This window comes from Pseudomonas danubii (assembly GCF_042980055.1).
Classification (GTDB): Bacteria; Pseudomonadota; Gammaproteobacteria; order Pseudomonadales; family Pseudomonadaceae; genus Aquipseudomonas; species Aquipseudomonas danubii.
The window spans coordinates 4,051,186-4,076,257 of the sequence record NZ_CP116502.1 but is presented as its reverse complement, the minus strand read 5'-3'; the positions used below and the strand labels follow the sequence as shown (position 1 = coordinate 4,076,257).

23 protein-coding genes are annotated in these 25,072 nt (G+C 64.0%); 9 read left to right on the top strand and 14 right to left on the bottom strand.

What is annotated here, in order from left to right; translation table 11 throughout:
• Positions 1–195: 195 nt before the first annotated feature.
• The 6 genes from PFZ56_RS18895 to PFZ56_RS18870 are packed head-to-tail and all read left to right on the top strand — an operon-like array spanning position 196 to position 6,268.
• Positions 196–3,114 carry a monovalent cation/H+ antiporter subunit A gene (locus tag PFZ56_RS18895; protein WP_102864466.1) on the top strand — a complete coding sequence of 973 codons (2,919 nt, stop codon included), beginning with the start codon at positions 196–198 and terminating at the stop codon, positions 3,112–3,114.
• Entirely contained in the window at positions 3,114–3,458 is a 345-nt protein-coding gene (locus PFZ56_RS18890; RefSeq protein ID WP_011060906.1) for a Na+/H+ antiporter subunit C, read from the top strand. Before PFZ56_RS18895 ends, PFZ56_RS18890 begins: the two co-directional genes overlap by 1 nt.
• Positions 3,455–5,143 (top strand): monovalent cation/H+ antiporter subunit D, encoded by a 1,689-nt coding sequence (locus tag PFZ56_RS18885; protein ID WP_102864465.1) that lies wholly within the window; start codon positions 3,455–3,457, stop codon positions 5,141–5,143. The genes PFZ56_RS18890 and PFZ56_RS18885 overlap by 4 nt, the downstream gene beginning before the upstream one ends.
• Positions 5,140–5,628, top strand: coding sequence for a Na+/H+ antiporter subunit E (locus PFZ56_RS18880; RefSeq protein ID WP_102864464.1), 489 nt, complete (start codon positions 5,140–5,142; stop codon positions 5,626–5,628). The genes PFZ56_RS18885 and PFZ56_RS18880 overlap by 4 nt, the downstream gene beginning before the upstream one ends.
• Positions 5,625–5,903, top strand: coding sequence for a K+/H+ antiporter subunit F (locus tag PFZ56_RS18875; RefSeq protein ID WP_016962858.1), 279 nt, complete (start codon positions 5,625–5,627; stop codon positions 5,901–5,903). Before PFZ56_RS18880 ends, PFZ56_RS18875 begins: the two co-directional genes overlap by 4 nt.
• A complete protein-coding gene (locus PFZ56_RS18870) occupies positions 5,900–6,268 on the top strand; it encodes a Na+/H+ antiporter subunit G (protein WP_102864463.1) in 369 nt (122 codons plus the stop codon). The genes PFZ56_RS18875 and PFZ56_RS18870 overlap by 4 nt, the downstream gene beginning before the upstream one ends.
• A gap of 130 nt (positions 6,269–6,398) precedes the next feature.
• Here PFZ56_RS18870 and PFZ56_RS18865 read toward each other — a convergent pair whose 3' ends face one another.
• The gene (locus PFZ56_RS18865; protein ID WP_102864462.1) at positions 6,399–6,836 is read right to left on the bottom strand and encodes a DUF3995 domain-containing protein; all 438 of its coding nucleotides are present in this window, start codon (positions 6,834–6,836) and stop codon (positions 6,399–6,401) included.
• A gap of 96 nt (positions 6,837–6,932) precedes the next feature.
• Between PFZ56_RS18865 and PFZ56_RS18860 the strand changes: the two genes are divergently transcribed.
• Both PFZ56_RS18860 and PFZ56_RS18855 read left to right on the top strand, forming a co-directional pair.
• Positions 6,933–7,319, top strand: a complete 387-nt coding sequence (locus PFZ56_RS18860) for a DUF2946 domain-containing protein (RefSeq protein WP_170003274.1) — start codon at positions 6,933–6,935, stop codon at positions 7,317–7,319.
• An 87-nt stretch (positions 7,320–7,406) separates the two neighbouring features.
• Entirely contained in the window at positions 7,407–9,542 is a 2,136-nt protein-coding gene (locus PFZ56_RS18855) for a TonB-dependent siderophore receptor (RefSeq protein WP_170003276.1), read from the top strand.
• 36 nt (positions 9,543–9,578) lie between these two features.
• On the opposite strand, the gene PFZ56_RS18850 is transcribed toward PFZ56_RS18855, so the two are convergent.
• The 3 genes from PFZ56_RS18850 to PFZ56_RS18840 form a co-directional block, all read right to left on the bottom strand.
• Positions 9,579–10,592, bottom strand: a complete 1,014-nt coding sequence (locus PFZ56_RS18850) for an ABC transporter substrate-binding protein (RefSeq protein ID WP_123393869.1) — start codon at positions 10,590–10,592, stop codon at positions 9,579–9,581.
• Positions 10,593–10,720: 128 nt separating this feature from the next.
• Positions 10,721–10,924, bottom strand: coding sequence for a hypothetical protein (locus PFZ56_RS18845; RefSeq protein ID WP_102864458.1), 204 nt, complete (start codon positions 10,922–10,924; stop codon positions 10,721–10,723).
• A complete protein-coding gene (locus PFZ56_RS18840) occupies positions 10,924–11,394 on the bottom strand; it encodes a hypothetical protein (protein ID WP_102864457.1) in 471 nt (156 codons plus the stop codon). The genes PFZ56_RS18845 and PFZ56_RS18840 overlap by 1 nt, the downstream gene beginning before the upstream one ends.
• Positions 11,395–12,066: 672 nt before the next feature.
• On the opposite strand from PFZ56_RS18840, the gene PFZ56_RS18835 reads away from it, so the two are divergent.
• Positions 12,067–12,297, top strand: coding sequence for a hypothetical protein (locus PFZ56_RS18835; RefSeq protein ID WP_102864456.1), 231 nt, complete (start codon positions 12,067–12,069; stop codon positions 12,295–12,297).
• Positions 12,298–12,476: 179 nt separating this feature from the next.
• Here the strand turns inward: PFZ56_RS18835 and PFZ56_RS18830 are convergent, their stop codons facing one another.
• From PFZ56_RS18830 to PFZ56_RS18785, 10 genes are all read right to left on the bottom strand, one after another.
• Positions 12,477–12,695, bottom strand: a complete 219-nt coding sequence (locus PFZ56_RS18830; RefSeq protein ID WP_102864455.1) for a hypothetical protein — start codon at positions 12,693–12,695, stop codon at positions 12,477–12,479.
• A 115-nt stretch (positions 12,696–12,810) separates the two neighbouring features.
• A complete protein-coding gene (locus tag PFZ56_RS18825; protein WP_170003278.1) occupies positions 12,811–14,433 on the bottom strand; it encodes a methyl-accepting chemotaxis protein in 1,623 nt (540 codons plus the stop codon).
• A 162-nt stretch (positions 14,434–14,595) separates the two neighbouring features.
• Positions 14,596–15,000 carry a TraR/DksA family transcriptional regulator gene (locus PFZ56_RS18820; RefSeq protein WP_011060892.1) on the bottom strand — a complete coding sequence of 135 codons (405 nt, stop codon included), beginning with the start codon at positions 14,998–15,000 and terminating at the stop codon, positions 14,596–14,598.
• 421 nt (positions 15,001–15,421) lie between these two features.
• Positions 15,422–16,444, bottom strand: a complete 1,023-nt coding sequence (locus tag PFZ56_RS18815) for an ABC transporter permease (protein WP_102864453.1) — start codon at positions 16,442–16,444, stop codon at positions 15,422–15,424.
• 68 nt (positions 16,445–16,512) lie between these two features.
• Positions 16,513–18,078, bottom strand: a complete 1,566-nt coding sequence (locus tag PFZ56_RS18810) for a sugar ABC transporter ATP-binding protein (protein WP_170003280.1) — start codon at positions 18,076–18,078, stop codon at positions 16,513–16,515.
• Between the two features lie 105 nt (positions 18,079–18,183).
• On the bottom strand, positions 18,184–19,110 hold the full coding sequence (locus tag PFZ56_RS18805; protein WP_170003282.1) for a sugar ABC transporter substrate-binding protein: 927 nt from the start codon (positions 19,108–19,110) through the stop codon (positions 18,184–18,186).
• 538 nt (positions 19,111–19,648) lie between these two features.
• Positions 19,649–20,659, bottom strand: a complete 1,011-nt coding sequence (locus tag PFZ56_RS18800; protein ID WP_102879750.1) for a Gfo/Idh/MocA family protein — start codon at positions 20,657–20,659, stop codon at positions 19,649–19,651.
• 34 nt (positions 20,660–20,693) lie between these two features.
• Positions 20,694–22,631 (bottom strand): 3D-(3,5/4)-trihydroxycyclohexane-1,2-dione acylhydrolase (decyclizing), encoded by a 1,938-nt coding sequence (gene iolD, locus PFZ56_RS18795; RefSeq protein ID WP_170003284.1) that lies wholly within the window; start codon positions 22,629–22,631, stop codon positions 20,694–20,696.
• A 69-nt stretch (positions 22,632–22,700) separates the two neighbouring features.
• Positions 22,701–23,522 (bottom strand): TIM barrel protein, encoded by an 822-nt coding sequence (locus PFZ56_RS18790; RefSeq protein WP_170003286.1) that lies wholly within the window; start codon positions 23,520–23,522, stop codon positions 22,701–22,703.
• A 36-nt stretch (positions 23,523–23,558) separates the two neighbouring features.
• Complete coding sequence (locus PFZ56_RS18785) at positions 23,559–25,058, bottom strand: CoA-acylating methylmalonate-semialdehyde dehydrogenase (RefSeq protein WP_170003288.1); 1,500 nt, start codon at positions 25,056–25,058, stop codon at positions 23,559–23,561.
• Positions 25,059–25,072: the final 14 nt, after the last annotated feature.

Genomic DNA, 25,072 nt, shown 5'->3' with positions numbered 1-25,072 from the left:
GTCGATCCTTGTGGTGTTTTGACCTAGGCAGGACCTTGGCCCTGCAGCGCCCGGTGAACGGGCGCATCAGGCATTTGTCTCCTACCTTTGAAAGCGTATGTAACATTTCTTTGGGGGGCCGGGCCGCGCATGGCGGTTGGTGATCCAGGGCCTGGCACGTATTATGCGTCATACTTTTCCGCAGATTAGAAGCCTATGTCCCTGATAGTTCTACTGCTTCTGCCATTCATAGGCAGCTGTCTGGCGGCCGTGCTGCCGCACAACGCACGTAACACCGAATCCCTGCTGGCCGGCCTGGTGGCACTCATTGGCACCGTCCAGGTGGCTTTGCTGTACCCGCAGATCGCCGATGGCGGGATTATCCGCGAGGAATATACCTGGCTGCCGAGCCTGGGCCTGAACTTCGTGCTGCGCCTGGACGGCTTCGCCTGGCTGTTCTCATTGCTGGTGCTGGGTATCGGCAGTCTGGTGGCGCTCTACGCGCGTTACTACATGTCGCCGCAAGACCCGGTGCCGCGCTTCTTCGCCTTCTTCCTGGCGTTCATGGGGGCCATGCTCGGCCTGGTGATTTCCGGTAACCTGATCCAGATGGTGTTCTTCTGGGAGCTCACCAGCCTCTTCTCCTTTTTGCTGATCGGCTATTGGCATCACCGCTCCGACGCCCGCCGTGGCGCCTACATGGCGCTGATGGTCACCGGCGCCGGGGGCTTGTGCCTGCTGGCGGGGGTCATGCTGCTCGGCCATGTGGTCGGCAGCTACGACCTGGATCAGGTGCTAGCTGCCGGAGACAAGATCCGCGCCCATGCGCTCTACCCGATCCTGTTGCCATTGATCCTGCTGGGCGCCCTGAGCAAGAGCGCGCAGTTCCCCTTCCACTTCTGGCTCCCCCACGCCATGGCCGCGCCGACGCCGGTCTCGGCCTACCTGCACTCGGCGACCATGGTCAAGGCCGGGGTGTTTCTCCTGGCCCGCCTGTGGCCGTCGTTGTCCGGTACGCAAGAATGGTTCTACATCGTCAGCGGCGCCGGGGCCTGCACCCTGGTGCTGGGCGCTTACTGCGCGATGTTCCAGAACGACCTCAAGGGCCTGCTGGCCTATTCCACCATCAGCCACCTGGGCCTGATCACCCTGCTGCTGGGCCTGAATAGCCCCCTGGCGGCGGTGGCGGCGGTGTTCCACATTCTCAACCACGCCACCTTCAAGGCGTCGCTGTTCATGGCCGCCGGGATCATCGACCACGAAAGCGGCAGCCGCGACATCCGCAAGCTCAACGGCCTGATCAAGCTGATGCCCTACACCGCAACCCTGGCCATGGTCGCCAGTGCCTCGATGGCCGGGGTGCCGCTGCTCAACGGCTTCCTGTCCAAGGAAATGTTCTTCGCCGAGACGGTGTTCATCAATTCCAGCGCCTGGGTGGAAATCGCCCTGCCGGTGATCGCCACCATCGCCGGGACCTTCAGCGTTGCCTACGCCCTGCGCTTTACCGTGGATGTGTTCCTCGGCGAACCGGCCACCGACCTGCCACACACGCCCCACGAGCCGCCACGCTGGATGCGTGCCCCGGTTGAACTGCTGGTGTTCACCTGCCTGCTGGTGGGGATCTTCCCGGCGCAGATCATCGGTCCTCTGCTGGCCGCCGCCGCACGGCCGGTGGTGGGCGGCACCCTGCCCGAATACAGCCTGGCCATCTGGCACGGCCTCAATGCGCCAATGATCATGAGCCTGATCGCCATGTCCTGCGGCATCGTGCTTTACCTGTTGCTGCACAAACCGCTGGTGGCGGGGCGTTTCGCCTACCCGCCGGGAGTGGGCCGACTCAACGGCAAGCTGCTGTTCGAGCGCAGCCTGGTGGGCATGACCCGCCTGGCCCGGCGCCTGGAGCGGCGGCTGAGCACCAAGCGCCTGCAGACCCAGCTGTTTCTGCTGATTCTGGCGGCGGTGATCACCGGCCTGATTCCCATGCTCTACAGCCAGCTGACCTGGGGCGACCGGCCGAAGATCCCCGGCTCCATCGTCTTCGTGACCTTCTGGCTGCTGGCCATCGCCTGCGCCCTGGGCGCCGCCTGGCAGGCCAAGTACCACCGGCTGGCGGCCCTGACCATGGTCAGCGTCTGCGGACTGATGACCTGCGTGACCTTCGTCTGGTTCTCGGCGCCGGACCTGGCCCTGACCCAACTGGTGGTGGAGGTGGTGACCACGGTGCTGATCCTCCTCGGCCTGCGCTGGCTGCCACGGCGGATCGAGGATGTCTCGCCGCTGCCCAGCAGCGTGCCCAAGGCGCGCATCCGCCGCCTGCGCGACCTGAGCCTGTCGATCGCCGTCGGCCTGGGCATGGCCGTGCTGTCCTACGCCATGCTGACCCGCCCCACTCCCAACGATATTTCCTCGTTCTACCTCAGCCGTGCCTTGCCTGAAGGCGGCGGTACCAACGTGGTCAACGTCACCCTGGTGGACTTCCGCAGCTTCGACACCCTGGGCGAGATCACCGTGCTGGCGGCCGTGGCCCTGACCGTGTTCGCCCTGCTACGGCGCTTCCGCCCGCCCAAGGAAAGCATGCAATTGCCGGCGCAACAGCGCCTGCTGGCCCCGGACGTGGTCACCGATCTGGTCAACCCGCGCCAGGCCAGCGACACCGCCTTGGGCTTCATGATGGTGCCGGCGGTGCTGGTGCGCCTGCTGCTGCCGATTGCCCTGGTGGTGTCCTTCTACCTGTTCATGCGCGGGCACAACCTGCCGGGCGGCGGTTTCGTCGCCGGGCTGGTGATGTCGGTGGCCTTCATCCTCCAGTACATGGTGGCCGGCACCCAGTGGGTCGAGGCCCAGATGAGCCTGCGGCCGCTGCGCTGGATGGGCACCGGCTTGCTGTTCGCCCTGGCCACCGGCCTCGGCGCCCTGGCCTGGGGCTACCCGTTCCTCACCACCCACACGGTGCATGTGGACCTGCCGCTGTTCGGTGATATCCATATCGCCAGCGCCCTGTTCTTCGACATCGGCGTGTACGCGGTGGTGCTGGGCGCGACCCTGCTGATCCTCACCGCCCTGGCGCACCAGTCGGTGCGGGCCCACAAGCCGGCCAGCCAGTCCAAATCCCTGATCAAGAGCGGAGCCGCCTGATGGAAGAAGTCATCGCAATCGCCATTGGGGTCCTCGCCGCTTCCGGAGTCTGGCTGGTCCTGCGCCCGCGGACCTTCCAGGTGGTGATGGGCCTGTGCCTGCTGTCCTACGCGGTCAACCTGTTCATCTTCAGCATGGGCAGCCTGTTCATCGGCAAGGAACCCATCGTCAAGGACGGCGTGCCCCAGGACCTGCTGCACTACACCGACCCGTTGCCCCAGGCCCTGGTGCTCACCGCCATCGTCATCAGCTTCGCCATGACCGCGCTGTTTCTGGTGGTGCTCCTGGCGTCCCGGGGCCTGACCGGCACTGACCACGTCGACGGCCGGGAGCCCAAGGAATGAGTTCGTTGTCCCACCTGATCGTCGCCCCCATCCTCCTGCCGCTGCTGACGGCGGCCATCATGTTGCTGCTGGGGGAGAAACACCGCCCGCTCAAGGCGCGGATCAACCTGTTCTCCAGCCTGCTGGGGCTGGCCCTGGCGGCGTACCTGCTGTACTGGACCCAGGTCCAGGGCGCCACCGGCTCCTTCGGCGTGTACCTGCCGAGCAACTGGCAGGTGCCCTTCGGCATCGTGCTGGTGGTGGATCGCCTGTCGGCACTGATGATGGTGCTCACCGGGATCATCGGGGTCAGCGCGCTGCTGTTCGCCATGGCCCGCTGGGACGGCGCCGGGGCCAGCTTCCATGCGCTGTTCCAGATCCAGCTGATGGGCCTCTACGGCGCCTTTCTCACCGCAGACCTGTTCAACCTGTTCGTGTTCTTCGAGGTGCTGCTGGCGGCCTCCTACGGCCTGATGCTGCACGGTTCGGGACGGGCGCGGGTGTCGTCGGGGCTGCACTACATCACCATCAACCTGCTGGCTTCGTCGCTGTTCCTGATCGGCACGGCAATGATCTACGGGGTCACCGGGACCCTGAACATGGCCGACCTGGCGATGAAGATCCCCCTGGTGCCGGAAGCCGATCGCGGCCTGCTGCATGCCGGCACGGCGATCCTGGCCATCGCCTTCCTGGCCAAGGCCGGGATGTGGCCGCTGAACTTCTGGCTGGTGCCGGCCTATTCCTCGGCCAGCGCCCCGGTGGCGGCGCTGTTCGCCATCATGACCAAGGTCGGGATCTACACCGTGCTGCGCCTGTGGACCCTGCTGTTCTCCGGGCAGGCCGGGGCCTCGGCCTACTTCGGCAACCAGTGGCTGATCTACGGCGGCCTGGCGACGATCTTCTGCGCCGCCCTGGCGATTCTTCCGGCCCAGCGCCTGGAGCGCATGGCCAGCCTGAGCATCCTGGTGTCGGCGGGCATCCTGATCGCGGTGATCGGCTTCGCCCAGCCGGCGCTCACCGGCGCGGCGCTGTTCTACCTGTTCAGCTCGACCCTGGCGCTGTGCGCGCTGTTCCTGCTGGCGGAGTTGATCGAGCGCTCGCGCTCGGCGGTGGAAGTGCCTCTGGAAGACGAAGGCGAAATCCTTCCGCGGCCCATGGAAACCCTTCCCCCGCCCCGGGGCAGCAACCTCGACGACGAACAGCAAGTGGTGGTCGGCCAGGTGATTCCCTGGACCATGGCCTTCCTCGGCCTGAGCTTCATTGCCTGCGCCCTGCTGATCATCGGCATGCCGCCGCTGTCGGGCTTTATCGGCAAGCTCAACCTGATCGCCGCCCTGCTCAACCCGACGGGCCTGGGAACCAGCAGCGACACGCCGATCCCGCTGGCGGGCTGGATTTTCCTGGTGCTGCTGATCCTCTCCGGCCTGGCGTCGCTGATCGCCTTTGCGCGCCTGGGCATCCAGCGTTTCTGGAGCCCGGAGGAGCGACCTTCGCCCGTGTTGCGGCGCCTGGAATGCGTGCCGATCGTGGCGTTGCTGGGGCTCTGCGTGCTGCTCAGTTTCAAGGCCGAGCCGCTGCTGCGCTTCACCCAGGCCACCGCCGACAGCCTCAATCATCCGGAGCACTATGTGATGGCGGTACTGGGCACCCGCACCGTGCTCAGCCCTGAGTCCAAGGCCACCCAGGCGGCGGAGGTGCAACCATGAAGCGTCTGTTCCCTGCCCCCTTCCTGTCCCTGGCGCTGTGGCTGCTGTGGCTGGTGCTGAACCTGTCCATCAGCCCCGGCAATCTGCTGCTGGGGGCCATCCTGGGCTTTCTCGCACCGCTGCTGATGCGCCCGCTGCGGCCGCTGCCGATCCGCATCCGCCGCCCCGGCACCATCCTGCGGCTGTTGCTGCGGGTAGGCTGCGATGTGCTGGTCTCCAACCTGATCGTGGCCTGGGGCGTGCTCAACAACGGGCGCCGGCCGGTGCGCTCGGCCTTCGTCAAGATCCCCCTGGACCTGCGCGACGCCAATGGCCTGGCGGCGCTGTCCACCATCACCACGGTGGTGCCGGGCACGGTCTGGTCCGAGCTGTCCCTGGACCGCAGCATCCTCTTGCTGCACGTCTTCGATCTGCAGGACGAAGGGCAATTCATCCAGCACTTCAAGGCGACCTACGAGCGCCCGCTGATGGAGATTTTCGAATGAGCGTGCTGTTGACCAACGCGATCCTGCTGAGCCTGTTCCTGTTTTCCCTGGCCATGGTCCTGACCCTGGTGCGCCTGTTCAAGGGCCCCTCGGCCCAGGACCGGGTCCTGGCCCTGGACTACCTGTACATCCTGGCGATGCTGATGATGCTGGTGCTGGGCATCCGCTACGCCAGTGACACCTACTTCGAGGCGGCGCTGCTGATTGCCCTGTTCGGCTTTGTCGGCTCCTTCGCCCTGGCCAAATTCCTTCTGCGCGGCGAGGTGATCGAATGAACAGCCTGGAACAACTGCCCCTCTGGGTGGAGGTCCTGGTGGCCGTGCTGCTGGTGATCAGCAGCGTCTTCGCCCTGATCGGTGCCCTGGGCATCCTGCGCATGAAGAGCTACTTCCAGCGCATGCACCCGCCGGCCCTGGCCTCAACCATGGGCTCCTGGACCGTGGCCCTGGCCTCGATCCTGTATTTTTCAGCGCTCAAGTCCGGGCCGGTGCTGCATGCCTGGCTGATTCCGATCCTGCTGTCGATCACGGTGCCGGTCACCACCCTGCTGCTGGCCCGCGCGGCGTTGTTCCGCAAGCGCATGGCCGGTGACGATGTGCCGGCAGAGGTCAGCAGCAAACGCAACGAAAGCGGCAACTGAGCGCACCACCCCATGCAGGAGCCGGCTTGCCGGCGAAGAGGCCTTTGAGCCTTGCAGCGAATCGGCTGGCGCCTTCGCTGGCAAGCCAGCTCCTACACCAGCCAGCGCCCACAGTGGGCGGGCTTGCCCTTCAGGCCCAGGCCAGCACCAGCAATCCGGCACCCAGTACCACGCACAGCGGGGAATAGAACAGGGTGTCGAGACGGGCGAACTTCGAGTCACGCACTTGCTTGAAGAAGCCAACCAGCTCGGAGTCGCCAATGGCCCGGGCGAACATCAGCAAGGCAATGGCGCTGATCACCCATTGCAGGGACGGATGGGTCACGGTCGGCAGGTAGAGCCCGACCCGCAGGCAGACCAGCATCGCCACCAGCAACAGCCCCACCGCCACCAGCAAGGTGGCCAGGGCCGGAGGGTGAAAGGCCGGTTGGCTCTGCCCGGGAACCGGCCCCGGCACTTGGGGGATCACCGCGTCGCTGCCGCGCTTGCCTCCGGCGGCCCAGTACAGATGGATCAGGCTGATGAACAGAAAAGTGCCGGACATCCCCTGAGCGAGCAGAAGATTCATGTTCAGACGTCCTTGTAAAAAAGTCGTAAAGAGAATGGACTCGATTGCTGGTTTTTGTAAGTACGTTCGTCGCCTTCGATGATAAAGTGCCGCCCCATGAAATTGACCCGTTCCGATCGCTCGCTCGTTGCCTGGATGCTTTATTGCTGCGTCCTGTTCAACGTGTTTGCCTGCAGCATCGGCCACGGGCAGATGCTCGGCATGCAGCTCAACGGCATCGGCGGGCAGTTCTGCAGCATCGATCCCAACACCCAAGCCCCCCTGCAACAGCCGGCTGACCAGGACTCCCTGCCCACCCTGTCCAAGGCCTTCGGTTGCCCGCTGTGCTCCACCGGCGGCATGGGCCCGGCACTCAACTCCAGCGTCACCCTGGCGCTGTTGCCCCAACCCCAGGCGCCGCCGCTGGCGCGACAGCTTCAGACCCACCTCCCGGCCCGTTTCACCTGGCCCGCCGCCCATCCTCGGGCACCGCCCTACGCCTGATTCTTGCTCGTGCTCGACCCGCCCACTGCGCTGCTGCGCGGCGCGCTTTCGTGGGCCTTTTCCTAGTCAAGAATTCAGGATGCATGCATGAAACACCTTCCTTTACTGGCGAGCCTGCTGGCCTGCCTGTCCGTCAACGCCTGGGGCAAATCCGGCCTGGAGCTGGTCCCTACCACCGTTAACGCCGAAGAGGCGGACGTTGAACCCGGCCTGTCCCTGGAGCAGTCCAGCGGCATGGCCTCGCGTTTGGGCCTGAGCCTGCGGGAAACCCCGGCCTCGGTGGCGATCGCCAGCCGCCAGGACATCGAGCGCCGTGGCGCCCAGACCTTCCAGGACGCCGCCAACGCCCTGCCCGGGGTCAATGCCAGTGCACCACCGGGGTTCGGCGGCTTCATCTCCTACCGCGGCTTCACCAGCAGCCAGATCACCCAGATGTTCAACGGCATCAACGTCGCCACCGGCCTGGCACGGCCGGTGGACGCCTGGATCTATGACCGGGTGGAACTGGTGGGCGGCCCCTCGTCGCTGATCAATGGCGCCGGCTCCGTGGGCGGCTCGCTGAACTACGTGACCAAGCTGGCGGACCGCCGCGAACAGGCGGCCGAGGGCCTGCTCAGCTACGGCAGCTACGACACCACGCAAACCGCTTTCGGGGTCAATCACGCCCTGAGCCCGGCGGGCGCCGAGGTGCAGCACTACGCGCGCTTCGACGTCAGCCACAACACCAGCAACGGCTACATCGACCGCCAGGAGCGCGATGCCTGGAGCCTGGCCTTCTCCCTGCTCAGCGACTTGACCCCTGACCTGTCCCACACCCTGGCGGTGGAATACCAGGACGAGCACGAAGACAGCCCCTACTGGGGCACCCCGGTGCGCAACCCCAAGGCCGGCGAGCTGAAGATCGACAAGCACCACCGCTTCAACAACTACAACGTCGCCGACGGCCTGTATGAACAGCGCACAGTGTGGCTGCGCTCGATCATCGACTACCGGATCAACCCCAGCACCAGCCTGCGCAACACCCTCTATCACCTGGACAGCCAGCGCGACTACCGCAACCTGGAGACCTACCAGTACAGCCCCGACAACAGCCGGGTGAACCGCTCCACCGCCTATCTGGTGCGGCACCAGGGCCAGCAGGACGGCAACCAGTTCGAACTGCGTCATGACGATCAACTGTTCGGCCTCGACACCACCTGGTCCGGGGGTTTTGAGTACAAGGTCAACAGCACCACCAACTCACCGTGGAACGTGCCGGCCAACAACAGCGTGGACCCCGGCAACTTCCAGCCGGGGTACTTCTACGACCTGAAGGGCACCCGCCAGAGCTGGGTCAAGGACAAGACCAACCAAGTCACCACCCGCGCCCTGTTCGTCGAGAACCGCCTGGCCCTGACCGACGAGCTGTCCCTGCTCAGCGGCCTGCGCTATGACGCCATCGACCTGGACGTGACCAACCACCGCGTGATCACCGCCAGCAACCCGCGGCATCTCAAGCGCAGCTGGGAGCCGGTCACCGGGCGCCTGGGGCTGACCTGGCAGTTCCTGCCCAGCGCCAACGTCTACGTGCAATACAGCACGGCCGCCGAACAGCCCAGCGGCACCCAGAACTTCGAGGTGTCCACCGGCAAGCAATGGGAAGTGGGCAGCAAGTTCGACTACCTGGACGGACGCGGCTCGGCGACCCTGGCGGCCTACCGCATCGAACGCAAGGACTTTGCCGTCACCGATCCCCTGGACCCGGCCAACAGCATTCCCGTGGGCCAGCAGACCTCCAAGGGCATCGAACTGGCCAGTTCCCTGCGGGTCACCCCCAAGCTCCTGGCGGAAGCCAACTTCGCCTGGGTCGACGCCGAATATGACGCGTTCAACGAGAAGGTGGCCAGCGGCGCGGTGGTCTCGCGCAAGGGCAACACCCCGACCAACGTCCCCGAGCGGGTGGCCAACCTGTGGCTGACCTATGACCTGGCCCCAAGCTGGCAGACCGGCGTCGATGCCCGCTACGTGGCCTCGGTGTACGCCGACAACGCCAACACCCTGACGCTGCCGGCCTACACCCTGTACGGCAGCTTCCTGCGCTACCAGGTCGACAGCCATACCACCGTCACCGGCCGGGTACGCAACCTGACCAACGAGGTCTACGGCAAGTTCGCCCATGTCTCCCCGGCTTACTACCTGGGCACCCCGCGCACCTTCGAACTGGCGGTGCAGACCCGCTTCTGACCCGACTTGGGGGCCTCTTCGCCGGCAAGCCGGCTCCTACAACAGGGCGGCGGCGACTTTGGCGGCGACGTCCTGGGGCACCCAGTTGCGCCAGAGATCAGGATGCTGCTTGAGGAAGGCCCGGGCCGCGTCACGGGGCGTGCTGTGGTTTTCGCTCATCTGCGCCAGGGCCTGGTTGAGGGGCTCGATGGGCAGCTCGACCTGGCTGAAGAAGCTCACCAACTGCGGGTACTGCTTGTGGAATGGCGCAGACACGCCGATGGACAGTTTCGAGGCCAGGGAACGGCTGGGACGCGGGTTGGGGTTGTCGGCGTCGGTCAGGGTCTTCCAGGCCTCGGCATCAAAGGGCGGCTCTTGCAACTGGACCAGTTTGAAGCGCCCCAGCAGCGGCGTCGGTGACCAGTAGTAGAACAGGATCGGTTTGCCCCGACGGATCGACGAGCTGATCTCCGCATCCAGGGCTGCGCCGGAGCCACTGCGGAAGTTCACGTAGCTGTCCTCCAGGCCATAGGCTTTGAGCTTCTGCTGGTTGACGATCTCCGAGGTCCAGCCAATCGGGCTGTTGAGGAAACGCCCCTTGGTCGGACTCTCCGGGTCCTTGAACACATCCTTGTAGCGCGCCAGGTCGGTGACGCTGCGCAACTCCGGCGCCAGGGCCGCGATGCCCTTGGCGGGATCACCCTTGATCACGTACTCCGGCACCCACCAGCCTTCGGTAGCGCCCTTGACCGTGTCCCCCAGGGCCAGCACCTTGCCTTCGGCCTCGGCCTTGACCCACACCGGGCTGCGCCCCGCCCACTCTTCGCCAATCACCTGGATATCGTTGTTGGCCAGGGCGGTTTCCAGGGTGATGGTGGTGCCAGGCAGTGTATCGGTGGGCAGGCCATAACCCTTCTCGACCACGATCCGCAGGATCTCGGTGATCAGGCTGCCGCTCTCCCAGTTCAGGTCGGCGAAGTGAATCGGCGCGGAAGCCGCCGCCACCGGTGGCGCGTTCAAGGCGGCAAGGGCCAACAGGCTGCTGGCCAGCAGCGCTCGAATTCCTTTCATGGGTGCACCTCTCGGATCAGGACCAAAGGGACACGCCACGCAAAGCTGCCAGGCCCCTGAAGCATTCAGTCAACTGACTGTAGTAGAGGTTCCATATTTTCAACCGGGGTCGCGGCCCGGATCGACCATCAAGGGTCCGCCGGCTCCTGCAGCCGCTGCAACTCGCGGCGCACCATGCTGGCGTATGCCGCCGGGCGCAGGTGGTACAGCTGGCCGGCCACCCAGTTCAGCCAGGCGCCCTGCAAGCGCGCCTTCTCGGCGAACAGGCGTTGAGCTTCGTCACACGCGGCCTGCTGGTGCTGCTGGTGAAACTCGGCGCGGCTCTGACTCATTACTCGCTGGCCTTGAAACTCACCAGTTCACCCTTGCGGAATTTGGCCGCCTTGGCGCTGACTGCCTTGAGGGTCTTGCTCAAGCCTTCCTGCAATTGCTCGTTGGCGGCGAAGACCATCACCACCGAGTGACCTTCCTTGAACACAATCCCCTGCCCCAGGGGACTGCTGACAAAGGCATAGTCGCCCAGGCCGTATACCGTCAGCTTGATCTCGCGAAAGCGGATTTCCAGCTTGCCGCCTTCCCGGCTGGGCAGTACAGCAGCGCGAAAATGATCGCCCACCTTGAGCTCCAGCCGAGGCTTGTCGTCCACCACCAACGCGCTCTCGGTATCGATCTCGGCGATGTAGATGCCTTCGGCGGACTGTTCGGTGATGTAGACAAAACGAGATTGGAACTGCTTGACCAGCTTTGCGCGCAAATCACCCAAAACGAACAACGCATGCATTTCAAGATTACTTACTGCCAAGGAACACTCCCCGATACTCAAAAGGGTGCCGTCCGAGGAAAAACGGACAGCACAAAAAACCGCCATGACGGCGTGATCACCCCAATCAGTTACCCCAAAAAACACTCAAATGCAGCGGGTACTCCAGGCCACGGCGTTAACGCCGGCGCTGAGCAGCGGGCATTTCGCCGAAGCATCAGGCACAGGTCAAAGGCTGTAGGAGTAGGCTCTGACACCCCGAAAAGTGTGGCGGCGAGCTATCTGGGGCGGGTACTGAAACAGGCCGGAAAGCCGGATATACCCTGAGATTGAATCCCCGGATCGGCAGCCACTTCGGGTTGCAGAAGCAATTCTAGAGCAACTTTGTGCATTTCGACCATTTAAAGCGAGCGATTCATGACTGCACGGCCATTCATTAGTACAAAGACTAATGTTGCTCATCAGCGGGTAATGTTGCCCGCAGTCGTCACACAAGGCCCGGCATTCTAACCAGTAACACTCTGGTGCAGTGATCTGGATTGGCGGATTGAAGCGTAAGAAAGTTCACTTTAGTGCCTCAGAACAATCTCTACCTAAAACCGCAATGACATAACTCAGCCCGTCGCAACGCAACAACTGCCATACTCCCTCGCTGGTTGAGCGATCGCGGTACGGGCGCTCAAGCACTCACTCATCTCCAAGGGAAGGCTAGAAGTGACCGAACTAGATATTGGCGAGTTTTTCATTCGTGGCGAGTGCAGAGAAGTCGAAGGCGAATTCCAGGCCGTGATTGCCATGCGCGCCAAACCTCCACTGACCCAGATCACCTTCCACCAGGTGGAACGCGACCGCTGGTTCAAGACCTCCGAAGAAGCTGCAGCGGCGGCCAGGGAATCCGCCAAGGCCCTCAAGCTGGCCATTGACCAGGGCGCCCTGAACGCCTGATACCTGCCACAGCGCGCCGCCCGGGAACCCAGCGGCGCCCCCGTGACCCAGGCGAGATCCGTTTAAGAGCATCATGATGATTAACTTAACACCAGCGACTCGCCTTCGGGCCCTGCCTGCAACAGCCTGAATCCAGACATCCGCCCCAACCGATCAAGCCTCTATCTGCCACCCAAGCATCAAGCCGAATGCTGGAATGCATGGCGCCCAGGCCGGCACTGCGCCAGTTTCGCCTGCCAGGCCTGCCGGCACTCCTCGGCCTCGACGCGGCTGGCAAAGGCAGTGCCACGTTGTTCGCCATTGACCAGCACCACCCAGCACGCCTTGCGTCCCAGGTCCCGCAGCATGGGTGGAACACCACTGCCGATCATCACGGCTACATCAACTTTGCTGTGCATGGAGAACCTCCAGGAATTAGTTAGCTCCCTAACGATGTGAGCATACTAGTCAGTTCCCGGCGTCTGAAACAGTCACATCCTGCACAGCAGTCTTACGCCCCTGGTAACAATGTTCTCAGCCCTTGCGCTGGGGCGGCGCCTGCTCGGGCTTGTAGCCCAGGCGCAACCCTCCCCAATGCCGCCCCTGGACCCAGATCGGCACCGACAAGTCGTGCATCAGTTCGCCGGTATCGCGGGTATAGGTTTGCAGCAACAGCGGTTGCTGGTGACTGCCACAACGAATGCCGGTGCGATCGGCGAACTTGCGCTTGCTGCGGTTATGCAGGTTGTCCGCCACGGGATCGCCGGTCAACGGCTGGGAGAAGGCCAGGTTGTGGGTCGGTACATAACCCTCCTGGGTACAGGCGATGGCGAACACCAGGCCGTCGTGGCGCGGCAGCAGGGATTCCTGGATCGGCGGCAGCACCTGATCGGTGTAGCGGTCGAAACGGGTCTGGTACCTGGCCGGATCGGTGTTGGCGATCAACTGGTAATGGCGGTCGAACAGGTCGTCGAGGCTGATGCGGTTCTGCGCCAGGTCGGTCTCGAACTGCTCGGCGATACGCCGGGCGCCTTCACGGGCCAGGTCATAGATGCGCTGGTGGTAGTCATCCAGCCCCACAGCCGCCAGACGCTCACTGATGGTTTCCGCCTGCCCTTCCATCTGCACCGCCGCCTGAGCCAGGCTGCGGGTCTGCTGATCGCTGACCGCCAGGTCGCTGCGCATCTGCTCCACGGCATGGAACAGGCTGTCCAACTGTTCGCGGTTGGTCTCGGCGCCCCGGGCGATCTCGCTGACCTGGCCTTCCACCCCTGCTGCCAGACGGGCGATGTTGTCCAGGTGCCGACCGGTGTGTTCCACCTGCTCCACCCCCAGGTTCAGGTCGTCGGACAGCTGACGGATCTGCTCCACCACATCGCTGGTACGTTGCTGGATATCGGCCACCATCACCCCGACCTCATCGGTGGCCGTGGCGGTGCGCCCGGCCAGCCCGCGCACCTCGTCGGCGACCACGGCAAAACCCCGTCCGTGCTCCCCGGCCCGGGCGGCCTCGATAGCGGCATTCAGGGCCAGCAGGTTGGTCTGGCTGGCGATGGACTGGATCACCAGGGTCACCCGCTGGATCTCTTCGCTGCGCTGGCTCAAGGCCTCGATCAGCTCGCGGCTGCCACTGGCCCGCTCGCTCAGGGAGTGCATGCGACTGATGGACTCCCCCAGCACCGTGCGCCCTTCGGCGCTGCTGGCGTGGGCCTCACTGGCCGCCTCCAGGGCTTGCCGGCTGAGTTGCGAGGTGGCCTGTTCGGTCTTGATCATCACTTCGGCGTTGCCGACGATGCGCGCCGCGGCATCCAGCTGGGATTGCAGCTTGCCCGCCAGTTGCGTCACCGAATAGGCCACGCCAGCGGCAGACAGGGCGTTATGGGTGGTGCTGTAGGACAGGTCGCGGGTCAGCGAGGACAGCTCGCTGTCGGCCGTTGTCGCCGGCGCCTTGGGCACCTTGCGGCTTCTCAGCCGGGGCAGCCAGACCACCAGCACCGCCAGGGGCAGGCACAGGTACAGCGGCCAGTCACCCAGTGCCTGGCCACCCAGCAAGCCCATCAAGGCCGCGCTCTGCAAAGTCGGCGCCCACCAACGGACGGCGGGTGTTGCTGCCAGCGGTTGCGCGATCGGCACCGCTAGAGATCCTTCTCTTGACATGTTTAGCACCCCACATCGTTCTAATTATTTTCGGCATTAGACGCCACTAGAAGGCCATTATCCATGGTCCCTTAGTCGGGGGTTTGCAGTAGATCAAGGGAATGAGCGGGTATGGAGTCGTACCCGAAAAAACAAAGCCCCCGCTGTGGCGGGGGCTGGCGATCAGGCTTGACGCTGATGCTTGTCGATCTGCTCGTGGCGCTCTTGGGCTTCGATGCAGTACTTGGTGGTTGGGCTGATCAGCAGGCGCTTGAGGCCGATCGGCTCGCCGCTGTCATCGCACCAGCCGAAGCTGTCGTCACTGATCCGGCCCAGGGCCTGCTCCAATTGCGGCAGCATGCGCTGGTCACGATCAATGGCGTTGACCAACCAGGTGCGCTCTTCTTCGACGGAAGCGGCGTCGGCCGGGTCAGCCGGGGTGTCCAGGCTTTCAATGGCGATCCGGTTCTGTTCGATGCGCTCGTGGGTTTCCACCTTCATGGCTTGCAACAGGTCGCTGAAAAAAGCGTGCTGCTCGGCATTCATGTAGTCATCCGCCGGCATGGCCAGCAACTTTTCCTTGGTCATTGATTTCTCTATAAAAAATACGTGCATTAAGGCGAATTCAAACTGTTTCCGGTTGACCCGTCAGGTCATCAGAAAGGCGCCATACCTTCCAAGCGCCACCCGGCACTCAATTTACGAGGGGCGGCAGTCTAAGGCCGGTTTGAGGGCGCAGCAACTGAAATGACAGCGAATCTGTCTGACAAACCGCACAAAGCCCGCAATTGCGGGCTTTGGTGGCGCTTGTCAGAGTGCTTTTATAACAAAAAATTCCATACGAGCAGGTCTTTTAGAAGACAAACGGCAGTACCGGACGGCGGATTCGGAGCCTTTTTCCCCGTTTCTCCGCCGCAAAAACCAACGTGCCGGCGAACAGCCCCGTCCGTTGTACCTCATCTTGTGGGCGCCTTCGCTGGCCAGCCGGCGCCGACAACAGGCTGGTGGATCAGCGCTTGAGCTTGCGCTTGTTGCGGTACTGGTCAATGACCACCGCCACCACGATGATCAGGCCCTTGATGATGTCCTGGATGTAGGCATCCACGCCGACAAAAGTGAAGCCGCTGGCCATGACGCCAAGAATCAGCGCGCCGATCACCGTGCCGGTGATGCGCCCCACGCCACCGGCCAGGCTGGTGCCGCCGATCACCGCCGCGGCAATCGCATCCAGTTCATAGGACATGCCCATCCCCGCCTGCCCGGTGGCGGCCCGCGCCGAGGCCACCACCCCGGCCAGCCCCGCCAGCAACCCGGCGATGCTGTAGACGATCACCAGATGGCGCTTGACGTTGATCCCCGAGGTGCGCGCCGCCTGCATGTTGCCGCCGATGGCGTAGGTGTATTTGCCGTACTTGGTGTAGCGCAAGGCGATGTGGAAGATCACCGCCACCACCAGGAAGATGATCACCGGCATCGCCCCGTGACCGATGGCGGTGTAGGAATCGGACAGCATGCTCACCGGCTGGCCTTCGGTGTAATAGCGGGCCAGGCCGCGGGCCGAGACCATCATGCCCAGGGTGGCGATAAAGGGCGGAATACCAGTGATGGCGATGATGCTGCCGTTGATCGCCCCCGCCAGCAGGCCCACCCCCAGCCCGGCCACTACCGGTATCCACACCGGCAAGTCGGTCAGGGACGGAAACACTGCCCGGGCAAAGTCCGAGGTCTGGGCCAGGCTGGCGGCAATCATCGCCGACAGCGCCAGCACCGAGCCCGAGGACAGGTCGATGCCCGTGGTGATGATCACCTGGGTCACGCCGATGGCCAGCAGGCCGATGATCGACACCTGAAGGATCATCAGCACCAGGCGCTGGGAGTTCATCAGGAAGCTCTGGTCACGCACGATCCAGCCGAACAGCTCGAAGACCAGGCCGATGCCGATCAGGACCAGAAAAATACTCAGTTCGGTGGGAAGGCGCCGGCGCGTTCTAGCGGGCGCCGCGGCCGGTTTGTTTTCAGACATCACGTTCATAACCACTCACCTTTGTTAGTGCCTGGCCGCGGCGAATCACAGCGCCGCCGGCCGCCATCGATTGAAAATCAGTGCACCACCGACATTCCTGACGCCAATTGCATCACCCGTTCCTGGGTCGCCTCGCTGCGGTCGAGGGTGCCCATGAGTTCACCTTCGTGCATGACCATGACCCGGTCGCTCATGCCCAGCACTTCGGGCAGCTCCGAGGAAATCATGATCACCGCCATGCCTTCGCTGGCGAGGAAGGAGATCAAGCGGTAGATCTCGGCCTTGGCCCCGACGTCGATACCCCGGGTCGGCTCATCAAGGATCAGGATGCGCGGGTTGGTCATCAGCCAGCGCGCCAACAGGGCCTTCTGCTGATTGCCCCCGGACAAGGTATCGATGCATTGCTCCAGGGACGGGGTCTTGACCCGCAGCTTCTTGCACATGTCCTCGCACAGGGCACGCAAGGCCTTCTGCTGGACAAAGCCGCCGCCGGCGTAATGCGGCAGCACGGCCACTTCCATGTTTTCCAGGACCGACAGGCACGGGAACAGCCCGCTGAGCTTGCGATCCTCGGTCAGCAGGGCAAAGCCCTTCTCGATCGCCTGGTGCGGGTCGCTGATGCGCAGAGCCTGGCCGTCGAGGACAATCTCGCCGCCGTCGCTAGGGGTGATGCCGAACAGGGTTTCGGCGACATTAGTCCGGCCCGAGCCCATCAGCCCGGCGATGCCGAGGATCTCCCCGGCATGCAGGTCGAAGGACACCCTGTCGAACACCCCGTCCAGGCGCAGGTCGCGGACCTGGAGCAGCAGGTCGCCGACAGGGTTCTCGCGCTGGGGAAACAGCTGGCTCAGCTCGCGCCCCACCATCATCGAGATCAGGCTGTCGCCGTCCAGGCTGTCGGCCCGTTGCAGGCCGATATAGGCACCGTCGCGGAACACCGCCACTTCATCGGCGATGGCGAACACTTCGTTCATTTTGTGGGTGATATAGATGATGCCCTTACCCTGGGCCTTGAGGTCGGCAATGATCGAGAACAAGTGCGCCACTTCCTTGTCGGTAATGGCCGAGGTCGGTTCGTCCATGATCAGCACGTCGGAGTCGTAGGACACCGCCTTGGCGATCTCCACCATCTGCCGCTCGGCAATGCTCAGGTTGCCCACCTGCTCCTCGGGGTCGAGGTTGATGCGCAGGCGTTCCAGCAACTGCGCGGTGCAGCGGTGCATGGCGCGGTGATCGATCATGCGCAGGCCGTTGAGCTGCTCACGGCCGATCCAGATGTTCTCGGCAATGCTCATGTGCGGCATCAGGTTGAGCTCCTGATGGATCATGGCGATGCCCGATTGCAGGGCCTGCAGGGGCGTTTCGAAGACCACTGGCCGGCCCTTGAGGCGCAGCTCGCCGGCGTCCGGCTGATAGATGCCAGCGATGATTTTCATCAGGGTCGACTTGCCGGCGCCGTTCTCGCCCATCAGCGCCAGCACCGTTCCCGGGCGTACCCGCAGTTGCACATCGGACAGGGCGACCACACCGGGAAAGCCCTTGCTGACGTTGATGACCTCCAGCAGATAGGGTTCTTCAACCGATGTGGCGGCAGGCAAGATACCCGCCAGCGGGGTGCTCGAGGCAGTCGCGCTAGAGAACATGATCAGGTACTCCATCGGCAAGGCCGCCCGAGGCCGCCTTGCCACTTATTACTTATTGTTGTTAGAGCCTGTTCTTCTGGAACAGCTCTTGGAAGGTGAGCGGCGTTACTTGAACTGGTCGACGTTGTCCGGGGTGATCAGCCGATACGGAACCCACACCGCCGGCTCTACCGACTCATGCTTGATCATCTTCACCGCGGTATCGATGGAACCGTCCGCCTGGCCCTTGGCGTCCTGGAACACCGAGAGCGCCAATTCGCCCTTCTTCACCGCGCGCAGGCCATCCGGGGTGCCATCGACACCCGCGATCAGCACACTGCCCTTCTCGACCCCGGCCTGCTTCAGTGCCATGGCGGCACCAATGGCCATTTCATCGTTGTTGGACACCACCGCGTCGAACTTGCGGCCCTGGGTCAGCCAGTCGTTGACCAGGGTCATGCCCTTGTCCCGCAGCCAGACCCCGGTCTGTTCCTGGTCGACCTTGATCCCCGGGTACTGGGCCAGCACCTCCTTGACCCCCTTGGTGCGGTTGGTGGTGGAGTTGTTCGCCAGGTCGCCCAGCAGGATCACGATGTCGCCCTTGCCGCCCATCTTGTCGGCCAGGTATTGCATCTGCATTTTCCCGGCTTCCAGGTCGTTGGAGGCCACAGTGACCACGCCCTTGGGCAGGTTCAGGTCATCGGGGCGGCGGTTGACGTACACCAGGGGGATGCCGGCCTTCACCGCAGCCTCGGTGATTTTCTTGGTGGCGGCGGTGTCCACCGGGTTGACCACGATCGCGTCGACTTTCTGGCTGATGAAGTTCTCGACCTGGCTCAATTGCTTGACCACATCGCTGCGGGCGTCTTCGAACTGCAGCTTGACGCCATCGGGCAGGGACTTGGCTTTCTGATCCATCGACTCGCGCAGATAGGTCAGCCAGGTGTCATCGAACTGCGACATGCTCACGCCGATCTTGATGTCGGCGAAGGCGGCCCCACTGGCCAGCAGCATCGACAGTGCAAGCGAGGCAAAACGGATCTTGGTGTTCATCACAGGTCTTTCTCCACATTCTTGTAGGTTTTATGGATAAAGCGCAGAAACCACTCAGAGCGACAGATGCACGATGGGGGCACCGGGTACGCAGCACAGCAGTGAACCGTTGCGTTCTACACACAGAAAGCCGAGGCAGGTCAGGAGGACGGCAGAGCGGCTGGGTCGAGGCGAAGCGGAGGTTGACACGGGCGAGCTGCGAAACCGCGAACGTAGAGCGAGGATGGTGCTAGTGAAGGTTTTCATCGACGGTACCTGTTGTTTTTGTGGGTCGGTCCGCACGCCTCTCATGGTTTGCTTGAGGGCGTGCGACCTAGCGAGTCGGCAACCTGAAAATGACTTTATTGGAAAATAATTTCTATATCAACTCATTTTAGAATTTTATTCTAAATCAGTTAAAGCCTTGAAAATCCTGGCCCCGTGGCGAATGTGCGCCCAAGCCCAATGGGCGCGCGCCCGGGGAAAACCCGGGCGGCGGTTCAGCGGCGCCCAACCGGAGGCGCCCCCGCAAATCCCCCCGGGCGGGCCCGGTACAAGGTCAGGCGTAGAAGCCCGGGCGCTCAGGCAGCTCGATCTTGACGATCTGGCCGCTGCCCTGCGCTTCGATGCAGGCATCGGCCGCCACGGCGGCGGCAAAGCCGTCCCAGGCCGAGGGCCCGCCTACCTGGCCGGCGCGCACGCCGTCGATAAAGGCCTGCAACTCCACGTCATAGGCGGCGATGAAACGGTCCTTCCAATCCATCAGGATGGCGTTGGACAGCTTGGCTTCGCTGCGCAATTGCACCTGGGACGGCTCCGGCAGCCTGGCGATACCGCTCTCCCCCACCACTTCGCACTGGATGTCGTAGCCGTACTGGCAGTTGACGAACACCTCGACGTCGATGCGCGTGCCACGGGCGGTTTCCAGCAGCACGATCTGCGGGTCGCGCAAGTGGGCCAGGGCCTTGCTGGTCTTACGCGGGAACACCACCTGCACCGACACATAATCGTCAGCCAGCAGCCAGCGCAGTACGTCCAGCTCATGGATCAGGGTGTCGGTGATGGCCATGTCGGTCTTGTAGTTCTCCCCCACCCGCGGGTTGCGGTGGGCGCAGTGCAGCATCAGCGGCTCGCCGATCTGGCCGCTGTCGATCACCGCCTTCAAGGCCTGGTAGCCGGCATCGTAGGGGCGCATGAAACCCACCTGCACCAGGCGCTTGCCGTGGGCGATTTCGGCCTCGACGATGCGCCGGCAGCCGGCGGCGGTCACCGCCAGGGGCTTTTCACAGAACACCGGCTTGCCCGCGGCAATCGCCGCCAGCACGAACTCCTCGTGGCTCGGCCCCCAGGAGGTGACCAGCACCGCCTCGACGTCCGCCGCCTTGATCAGCGCGTGGCCATCCGAATAGACCTCGGCGCTGAGCTTGAGGTCGCTGACCACCTTGGCCGCCGAGGCCAGGTTGATGTCGGTGACCGCCACCACCTGGCTGCCCAGCAGGGTCTGGCTGCAACGACGGATATGATCCTGGCCGATGGCCCCGGTCCCGATAACGCCAAGTTTCAAAGACATGCAGATACTCCTGTTGTTGTTCGTTGCAGAGCAATCAGTACTGCCGGGCCTGGGCCAGGCGTTCATTAAGGATCTTGGCCGCCGCATCGGTGCGTTCGCTGGTGGACACCTGGGCCACGCCCACCCGCCACCAGGACAGGTAGCTGTGGATCATGGTCTTGGGCAGGACCTTGATGTCGATCAGGGTCGATACCGTCTGGGTCCGGGCATCGGCCAGGGCCGCCAGCAGTTGCTCCTCAGTGCTGACCTTGTAGGTCTTGCAGCCGTAGGCGGCGGCGCTCATGGCGAAGTCCACCGGCACAAAGCCGCCGTCGAGCTTGCCGCTCTGCGGGTTGCGGTAGCGGAACTCGGTGCCGAAGCTGTCCATGCCGTGGCCCATCTGCAGGTTGTTGATGCAGCCGAAGGTCATGTTGTCCAGCAGCACCACGTTGATCTTGCGCCGCTCCTGGATCGAGGTGACCAGCTCCGAGTGCAGCATCAGGTAGGAGCCGTCGCCCACCAGGGCGTACACCTCGCGATCCGGCTCGGCGAGCTTGACCCCCAGGGCCGCGTTGACCTCGTAGCCCATGCACGAATAGCCGTATTCCACGTGGTAGCTGTTGACCCCCTTGCTGCGCCAGCTGCGCTGCAGGTCGCCGGGCAGGCTGCCGGCGGCGGCGACGATGATGCCGTCCTCGGGCAAGGCCTGGTTGAGCAGCCCGAGCACCCGGCTCTGGGTCAGGCAGGAGCCGGTCAGCTCGATGAATTCGCGCAGCACCGCCGGGTCCATGTGGTCGTTGATCTCCGGGACAAAACCGTCGTCCTGGTATTGCACCTGATACACCCGGTCCACCTCGGCCTCCAACTGCGCCTTGGCCGCACTGATCTGTCCGTCCCAGGCCGCCCGATAGCCGCTGCGGCCCAGGGTTTCGCTCAGGGCCTGCAAGCCGGCGCGGGCATCGGCCAGTAGCTGCACACCCTCCATCTTGAGGCTGTCGCCAGGGCAGACATTGAGGTTGAGGAACGCCACCTCCGGGTGCTGGAACAGCCATTTCGACGAGGTGGTGAAATCGCTGTAGCGGGTGCCGATGCCGATGATCAGGTCGGCTTCCCTGGCCAGCAGGTTGGCCGCCAGGCAGCCGGTCTCGCCGATCCCGCCGACGTTCAACGGATGCTCGGAAACCACCGCGCTCTTGCCCGCCTGGGTTTCGGCAAAAGGAATGCCGAAGCGTTCGGCAAAGGCCTGCAACGCCCGGTTGGCCCCGGAATACTTGACCCCGCCGCCACAGATGATCAGCGGCTTGCGCTTGCCCTGAAACAGCGCCAGGGCATCGCCGAGCATGGCCTCGGTGGCCGGACGGCGGTCGATGCGATGCACGCGCTTGGCGAGGAAGGAATCCGGGTAATCGTAGGCTTCGCCCTGCACATCCTGGGGCAATGCCAGGGTCACGGCGCCAGTTTCCGCCGGGTCGGTGAGCACGCGCATGGCGTGGATCGCCGCGCTCATCAGTTGCTCGGGACGGTTGATGCGGTCCCAGTATTTGCTCACGGCCTTGAAGGCATCATTGGTGCTGATGCTCAGGTCATGGAACTGTTCGATCTGTTGCAGCACCGGGTCCGGCTGGCGGCTGGCGTAGACGTCCCCCGGCAGCAACAGCAAGGGAATCCGGTTGGCCGTGGCGGTGGCCGCCGCGGTCAGCATATTGGCCGCGCCGGGGCCCACCGAGGAGCTGCAGGCGTAGATCTTGCGCCGCAGGTGCTGCTTGGCGAAACCGATGGCGGCGTGGGCCATGCCCTGCTCGTTGCGGCCCTGGTGCACCACCAGGTCGCCACTGTCCTGCTCCAGGGCCTGGCCCAGGCCGAGCACGTTGCCGTGGCCGAAAATGGTGAAGACCCCGGCGATGAACTTGCTCTGGACCCCATCCACCTCGACGTATTGGTTATCGAGGAATTTCACCAGGGCCTGGGCCATGGTCAAGCGTGTCGTACTCATGGTTTGCACCTTCATCTTGTTATGTCGCCCTGCGGGAGCCGGCTTGCCTGCACCCACAAGGAAATGACCTCAGGCCAGGGCCTGCCGCAAGTGGGCAATGCTCGCCGCCAGCGCCTGCTGGATGTCCGCCAGCCCGTGCACGCTCTCGGCAAAAGGCTCGAACGACAGGTAGCCGCTGTAGCCACTGCTGCGCAAGGTGTCGATCTGCGCCACATTGCCGAGGATGTCCGCCTCGCCCACCAGTACCCGATGGCCGTCGCGAATGCGGTTGAGCGGCGCTTGGCGGTCCTCGACACCGGAGATGTGCACCAGCCCGGTCAGCTCGGGGAACAACTCATGCTCGCCGGCCAAGTGGTGGTGGAAGGTGTCGTGCACCAGGCGCAACACATCCAGGCCGCCGATGGCACGGATCGCCTCCACTGCCGTGCGCTTGTGGCGCAGCGCACATTCCTCAAAGCCCAGGGGCTCGATAAACCCCAGCAGGCCGTGATCCCGCAGAATCGGCGCCAGCTCGCTCAAAGCGCTGTGCAAACCGCTGCTGCGCTGGGCCTCAGTGCGCGGGTCGGCGGGGTCATTGAGCGGGCACAGCACCAGCCCCTCGGCCCCGCAGGCTCGGGCATAGGCGGCAAGTTTCAGGGCCTGCTGGCGACGCTCGTCGTTCCACACATCGAAGGGGTACAGGGCGTTGATCGACAACACCTTGAGCCCCTGGGCCGCGCACAATTCGCGGACCTGCTGCGGCGGCGTGCCGTCCTCGATTTCCACGCCCGCAAGGTCATTGCGCAGCTCAATGGCATCGACCTTCAGCGTCAGCGCCAGGTCGATAAACGCCGGCAGTGACAAACGCGGTGCAACCATACGATTCAGGGCGAAACGCAGGGGCTGGCTCATTCTTCTTGTTCTCCAAAATCCATCGCGTCGCGACCGTTACTTGGCCGTCGGCATGCTGAACTCCGGGCCCTTGGCGATGCTGTCGGGCCAGCGCTGCATCACGCTCTTGTAGCGGCTGTAGAAGCGCACGCCTTCCTCGCCGTAGGCATGGTGATCGCCGAACAGCGAGCGCTTCCAGCCGCCGAAGGAATGCCAGGCCATGGGCACTGGAATCGGCACGTTGATGCCGACCATGCCCACCTTGATAGTGCGGGCAAAGGCCCGGGCCACGCCGCCGTCGCGGGTGAAACAGGACACGCCATTGCCGAATTCATGGGCGTTGATCAGCTCCACCGCGCTGGCAAAGTCGGGCACCCGCACAATGCCCAGCACCGGCCCGAAGATTTCCTGCTGGTAGATGCTCATCTGGGGGGTGACGTGATCGAACAGGGTGGCGCCGACAAAAAAGCCCTGCTCCGCCCCCGGCACCTTGAAGCCGCGACCGTCCACCAGCAGCTGTGCGCCCTGGGCCACGCCCTGGTCGATAAAACCCTCAACCCGGGCCTTGTGCTCGGCGGTCACCAGCGGCCCCATGTCGCTGTCGCCCTGCAAGCCGTTGCCGACCTTGAGCTGGTCGATGCGCGGCAGCAGCTTGGCGATCAATTCATCGGCCACCTCGCCCACCGCCACGGCGATGGAGATCGCCATGCAGCGCTCGCCAGCCGAGCCGTAGGCCGCGCCGATCAGTGCGTCGGCGGCCTGGTCCAGGTCGGCGTCGGGCATCACGATCATGTGGTTCTTGGCCCCCCCCAGGGCCTGCACGCGTTTGCCTCGGGCGCTGGCCTGCTGGTGGATGTACTCGGCAATCGGCGTCGAACCGACAAAGGAAATCGCCTCGATGTCCGGGTGCTGGAGCAAACCGTCCACCGCGCTCTTGTCGCCCTGGACCACGTTGAACACCCCTTCGGGCAACCCGGCTTCGGTCAGCAGGCGCGCCAGCAGCAGGCTGGCGGACGGGTCGCGCTCGGACGGCTTGAGGATGAAGCAGTTGCCGGTGATCAGGGCGATGGGGATCATCCACAGCGGCACCATCACCGGGAAGTTGAACGGCGTGACCCCGGCGCACACGCCCAAGGGCTGGCGCAGGTTCCAGTTATCGATGCCGCCACCGATGTTGTCGCTGAAATCGGTTTTCAACAGGTTCGGCGCGCCACAGGCGTATTCGACGATCTCGATGCCACGGGTCACCTCGCCCATGGCGTCGGACAGCACCTTGCCGTGCTCGCGGGTGATGATCTGCGCCAGTTCCTGGTGGTGCCGGTCCAGCAGTTCCTTGAACTTGAACATCACCCGCGCGCGGCGCAGGGAGGACTGTTCGGACCAGGCGGGAAAGGCCTTCAGCGCCGAGGCCACGGCCTCGTCCACGGTCTTCTGGCTGGCCAGGGCCACGCGGGCCTGGACCGCCCCAGTGGCCGGGTTGAACACCTGGCTGAAACGCTCGCCAGCGTCCTGCACCTGACCGCCGATGTAATGACCTATTACCGGGGTGTCGCTCATTGTTCTTGTTCTCC

Coding starts and splice junctions, on each gene's coding strand:
- PFZ56_RS18895 (WP_102864466.1), top strand. CDS start 196: ATGTCCCTGATAGTTCTACTGCTTCTGCCATTCATAGGCAGCTGTCTG.
- PFZ56_RS18890 (WP_011060906.1), top strand. CDS start 3,114: ATGGAAGAAGTCATCGCAATCGCCATTGGGGTCCTCGCCGCTTCCGGA.
- PFZ56_RS18885 (WP_102864465.1), top strand. CDS start 3,455: ATGAGTTCGTTGTCCCACCTGATCGTCGCCCCCATCCTCCTGCCGCTG.
- PFZ56_RS18880 (WP_102864464.1), top strand. CDS start 5,140: ATGAAGCGTCTGTTCCCTGCCCCCTTCCTGTCCCTGGCGCTGTGGCTG.
- PFZ56_RS18875 (WP_016962858.1), top strand. CDS start 5,625: ATGAGCGTGCTGTTGACCAACGCGATCCTGCTGAGCCTGTTCCTGTTT.
- PFZ56_RS18870 (WP_102864463.1), top strand. CDS start 5,900: ATGAACAGCCTGGAACAACTGCCCCTCTGGGTGGAGGTCCTGGTGGCC.
- PFZ56_RS18865 (WP_102864462.1), bottom strand. CDS start 6,836: ATGAATCTTCTGCTCGCTCAGGGGATGTCCGGCACTTTTCTGTTCATC.
- PFZ56_RS18860 (WP_170003274.1), top strand. CDS start 6,933: ATGAAATTGACCCGTTCCGATCGCTCGCTCGTTGCCTGGATGCTTTAT.
- PFZ56_RS18855 (WP_170003276.1), top strand. CDS start 7,407: ATGAAACACCTTCCTTTACTGGCGAGCCTGCTGGCCTGCCTGTCCGTC.
- PFZ56_RS18850 (WP_123393869.1), bottom strand. CDS start 10,592: ATGAAAGGAATTCGAGCGCTGCTGGCCAGCAGCCTGTTGGCCCTTGCC.
- PFZ56_RS18845 (WP_102864458.1), bottom strand. CDS start 10,924: ATGAGTCAGAGCCGCGCCGAGTTTCACCAGCAGCACCAGCAGGCCGCG.
- PFZ56_RS18830 (WP_102864455.1), bottom strand. CDS start 12,695: ATGCACAGCAAAGTTGATGTAGCCGTGATGATCGGCAGTGGTGTTCCA.
- PFZ56_RS18825 (WP_170003278.1), bottom strand. CDS start 14,433: ATGTCAAGAGAAGGATCTCTAGCGGTGCCGATCGCGCAACCGCTGGCA.
- PFZ56_RS18820 (WP_011060892.1), bottom strand. CDS start 15,000: ATGACCAAGGAAAAGTTGCTGGCCATGCCGGCGGATGACTACATGAAT.
- PFZ56_RS18815 (WP_102864453.1), bottom strand. CDS start 16,444: ATGAACGTGATGTCTGAAAACAAACCGGCCGCGGCGCCCGCTAGAACG.
- PFZ56_RS18810 (WP_170003280.1), bottom strand. CDS start 18,078: ATGTTCTCTAGCGCGACTGCCTCGAGCACCCCGCTGGCGGGTATCTTG.
- PFZ56_RS18805 (WP_170003282.1), bottom strand. CDS start 19,110: ATGAACACCAAGATCCGTTTTGCCTCGCTTGCACTGTCGATGCTGCTG.
- PFZ56_RS18800 (WP_102879750.1), bottom strand. CDS start 20,659: ATGTCTTTGAAACTTGGCGTTATCGGGACCGGGGCCATCGGCCAGGAT.
- iolD (WP_170003284.1), bottom strand. CDS start 22,631: ATGAGTACGACACGCTTGACCATGGCCCAGGCCCTGGTGAAATTCCTC.
- PFZ56_RS18790 (WP_170003286.1), bottom strand. CDS start 23,522: ATGAGCCAGCCCCTGCGTTTCGCCCTGAATCGTATGGTTGCACCGCGT.
- PFZ56_RS18785 (WP_170003288.1), bottom strand. CDS start 25,058: ATGAGCGACACCCCGGTAATAGGTCATTACATCGGCGGTCAGGTGCAG.